This is a genomic window from Methylobacterium sp. WL19 (genome assembly GCF_008040005.1).
Classification (GTDB): Bacteria; Pseudomonadota; Alphaproteobacteria; order Rhizobiales; family Beijerinckiaceae; genus Methylobacterium; species Methylobacterium bullatum.
On the sequence record NZ_VRVC01000220.1, the window covers coordinates 1 to 4,119 of the forward strand.

Below are 4,119 nucleotides of genomic sequence, written 5' to 3' on the forward strand. Positions count from 1 at the left end.
GCCGGAGCCCGCGCCGCTGGTCGAGGCGACGGGCGGTCCCTCGCGTCCGCTCACCCCCACCGAGACCGTGGTGGCCGAGATCTGGGCCAAGGCCCTCGGCCTCCCCGCCATCCCGCCCGACCGGAACTTCTTCGAGGCCGGGGCGAACTCGCTCACCGCCTTGCGCGTGCTCACCGCCCTCGGCGCGGCCTTCCCGGAGCGCAGCCCGACCATCGCCGACATCTTCAACAACCAGAGCGTCGAGACCCTGGCTGCGGCGCTCACCGCCGACGCCGTCGGCACCGCGCAGGTGGTGCGCCTGCGGGCGACGGGCGACCGCCCGATGCTCTATTGCTTCCCCGGCCTGATGGTGAACACCCGCGAATACGCGCCCCTAGTCCGCCGCCTCGGGCCGGACCAGCCTGTCACCGGCTTCGTCTGTTACTCCCTCACCGATGCGCGCAAGAGCGTGGTCTCGGTGGAAGACATCGCCGCGCGCTATGCGGAGATCATCGAGAAGGAGAGCGCCGGACGCCCCTGCACCATGCTCGGCTGGTCCTGGGGCGGCGTCCTCGCCTACGAGGCGGCGCGGATGCTGGGCTCGCGAATCGATCTCTCCTTCGTCGGCATGCTCGACGTCTGCGACATCGATGTGAGCTTCGCCGTCGGCGCCCTGCCGGTGCTAACGCCGGAGCAGCGCCGCCGCCTCCACGAAAATGTCGCGTCCTGGCTGGAGCGCTCGCCGATGCGGGCCGATTGGGAGGACCTGTTCCGGCGCATGGACCCGGAACTCCACGAGCAGTTCCTCGCCTATGTGGCAGCCGCCCCCGATCCGCTGCCCCTTGATGGCCCAGGCGTCGGCAGCAAGGAATACGAACTCTGGACCTTCGTCGACAACACGCTGCTCTATCGCCGCTACCGGGCGGACAGGTTCGATTGCCCGATCCGCGTCTGGCTCGCCGGCAAGTCGGTAGAGCGCGGGCTGAACCATGTGGATTGGGGCCGCTACTCCAACCGGGTGGAACAGGTGACCGTGATCCCCGACGTCACCCACCGGGAGATCGTGGATTCCACGATGTTCCACGACAGTTTCGCGGCCTCGCTGTGACCGCACAAGGTCATTCGGCGTGCCTGCCGTCTCCGCGTGGGGGGCTACTGGATTCACACACCTGCTCTTTCAAGCAGACCGCGTCCCTCTCCCCCTTGTGGGACTACGATGTTCATACATCTCGCAGGATGCGCGGGTCCCCTCTCCTGGAAGGAGAGGGACAGGGAGAGGTGTGTGAGTTTTCCGGGGATGGACCACACCTCACCCCAGCCCTCTTCTTCCAGGAGAGGGAGCCCGTCGTGCCTCTGGTCGAACCCTCTTGGGAAGCGGGAACGTCCGCCGGGCGGAGGCGTGAATCCAGGAGCTTGTGGGCAGAGGTTAGGGGTGTGGATTGTACCGCCAGCCTCCGCAAACGGAGTGTCACCCGACCACCCCCACCTCCAACTCCTCCCCACAAGCTCGACGGATCTCGGGCAGGCCCGAGATCCGCCGGGGAGGCGTGTCGTCTATCGTTGCGAGCCGGCGCCCGGCGCGAACACCATCAGCGTCGGGCTCGCCGCCACGGTGAAGCCGAGGTCGGCATAGAGCCGTTCCACATGGCCGCCGGCCACGCATTGGAGCATCACCGTCTCCGCGCCGGCCTGCCGGGCGCTCGCCATCGCCGCCCGGGTGACCAGGGCGCCGAGGCCGTGCCCGCGCCGCGTCGCGAGGCTGCCGACATTGTAGAGTCCGGCAAGGCGGCCCGCCCGGTAGACCGAGGCGCAGGCCACCGGAACGTCATCTGCGCTCACGGTGAGGTGGCGCGTCTCGACCCCCTCGACGGGCCGGGCGCCACGCAGCACCGGCAGGAAGACCGCCTCGGCGATCGCATTCACGCCCACGTCGTCGTAGAGGCCGCCGCAGACCGACAGGTAGCCCTCGCCGGGAGCCGCCGCCACCTCCGTCGCGAGGGTCAGCCCCTCCGGCATGACTGGCGCCTGCACGTCCCGGCAATCGCCCAGCATCCAGCGGGTCGGGAAGGCGGCCTGCAGGTCCGGATGGGCGCTAAGCGCGTCCCCGCCCTCGGTGACGAGGAGGGCCGGGAGCCGGCCGCGCCGCGCGGAGGTCGCCCGGACCCAGGCGAGGTCGGTGGTCTCGACGCCGACGTTGAAACCCGGCTCCGGAATCGCGTTCGACCAGAGATAGCGCCCGCCATCCGGCGCGGTTTCGATGTCCGAGACGTAGCAGCCCGCCTGCATCAGGCAATGGGCATCGAGCATCTCGCGAAAATCGACATCGTTCATGCATTCTCCCGTTTCGGTTCGATGGCGGCAAGACCTGGCCCGTCCTGTTCCTGGCCAGTGTCAGGTGCCGGTCGAGTACCGATATGGGAGATCGCCCAGTTTTGTCGACATTGTGTCGATCAATATTTTGTCTTTGACAATATAACGATAAAAAGTGGGGTCGAATTTCTCTTTAGACGGAGCGTGTTCGTGCCTGTGCTGGCGGCGGGTAAAATTCTTAGCCTGCCTGTTGCGGGCGTCGCGATCACGGAGGCGGGATCGAGACATCGAATCGGTTCTTTGCCGGGTTGCGAAGACACGGCGACAAAAGCGCGGAAAGCATTCTCGATGATGGTCGTTTTTCTATCAACTATAAATAATCGATCCGGTGCGCTTCGATGAAATCAGTCACCTTGTTTTGCGTTGTGTGTCCGTCCGTCCTCGTTTACAGCCACCAGCCGATCCGCGGCCAGACTTCGCGCCGTCCCGCCATCGTGGAGAACACCCCGTGACAGCCATGGCTTCCGAAGCCCAGGTGCGCCTCGCCGATGCCGGGCGATACATCGCGGACCTGTGCGAGCATTTCCTCGAACACGACATCCCCGTGCTCCACGAGCCGGGACGCGGGCGGGTCGATTTCGATGTCGGCACCGGCACCCTCGTCGCCGCCGAGGGCCTGCTCGCCCTGAAGGCGGAGGCGACCGACGAGACCTCCCTCGCCGTCGTCAAGTTCATGCTCGCCTCGCATCTCCAGGAGCTTCCCGGCGCCACGGACGCATCCATCGTCTGGACCGGAGACGGCTGCGCCGACGAGACCATTCCGAGCCTGCGCGAAGTGCATGTGCGCCGCGTGGTCGATCTCACGCCGCATATGCGCCGGATCACCTTCGTCGGCACGGATCTGGCGCGCTACGACGCGTTCGACATGCATGTGCACGTCATCATCCCGCCCGAGGGCCACGCGCCGCAATGGCCCGTGCCGGGGATCGACGGCATCCCGGTCTGGCCGCAGGGGGAGGGCGCGCCCTCCATGCGGACCTACACGATCCGCCGCATCGACGTGGCTGCGGGCGAGATCGACATCGACTTCGTCATGCATCACGACGCCGGCCCCGGCGCCTCCTTCGCCAAGCGCGCCAAGGCCGGGGACGTGGTCGGCCTGCTCGGCCCCGGCGGCCGCAGCGCTGGCGCGGCGGAGTGGTATTGTCTCGCCGCCGACGAGACCGGCCTGCCGGCCATCGGCCGCATCCTCGGGCGGCTGCCCCGCCATGTCGGCGGGGTCGCGGTGATCGAGGTCGATGGGCCGGCCGACGAACAGGCGCTCGACCGGCCGGAGGGGGTGGAGTTGCGCTGGCTCCACCGCAACGGCGCACCGCCCGGCACGACCACGCTCCTGGCGGATGCGGTCCGGGCGATCCCGTTCCCGCAGGATCGCACGGTCTTCGCCTGGGCCGGCTCGGAATTCGACGCGTTCAAGGCCCTGCGGGCGCATTGGCGCAAGACCTGTGGCCTCACCCGTGACCAGCATCTCGCCGTGGCCTATTGGCGGCGCGGCGCCGACGAAGACGCCAAGGACGAGGATTGAAGCGTGATGTCAAAGAGCGTCATCCGGAGCGGCATGGCACCATGATGCTCGACCTGTCTCCCCTGCGGGCGAGCCGCGGGTTCCAGCTGCTCTATGCGGCGCGGGCCGCCTCGTTCCTCGCCTTCGGGGTGCTCGGCGTCGCCGTGAGCCTGCAGATGTACGCCCTCACCGCCTCGTCGCTGCAGGTGGCGTTCCTCAACGCCGCCGTCGCGGGATCGATGGCGCTGGCGCTCATCGTGGGCGGC

Annotated in this window: 3 protein-coding genes and 1 pseudogene; 3 read left to right on the plus strand and 1 reads right to left on the minus strand. The window is 67.9% G+C overall.

The window, feature by feature from the left end; translation table 11 throughout:
* Nucleotides 1-1,087: alpha/beta fold hydrolase (locus FV220_RS24240; protein ID WP_147833499.1), on the plus strand; the 1,087-nt coding region annotated here is incomplete at its 5' end.
* Between the two features lie 446 nt (nt 1,088-1,533).
* Here the strand turns inward: FV220_RS24240 and FV220_RS24245 are convergent.
* The gene (locus FV220_RS24245; RefSeq protein ID WP_147833500.1) at nt 1,534-2,310 is read right to left on the minus strand and encodes a GNAT family N-acetyltransferase; all 777 of its coding nucleotides are present in this window, start codon (nt 2,308-2,310) and stop codon (nt 1,534-1,536) included.
* Nucleotides 2,311-2,806: 496 nt separating this feature from the next.
* On the opposite strand from FV220_RS24245, the gene FV220_RS24250 reads away from it, so the two are divergent.
* Together FV220_RS24250 and FV220_RS24255 are read left to right on the plus strand one after the other, a co-directional pair.
* On the plus strand, nt 2,807-3,874 hold the full coding sequence (locus FV220_RS24250; protein ID WP_147833501.1) for a siderophore-interacting protein: 1,068 nt from the start codon (nt 2,807-2,809) through the stop codon (nt 3,872-3,874).
* Nucleotides 3,871-4,119: pseudogene (locus FV220_RS24255) on the plus strand (hypothetical protein); the annotation flags it as partial. The gene FV220_RS24250 and the pseudogene FV220_RS24255, both read left to right, overlap by 4 nt.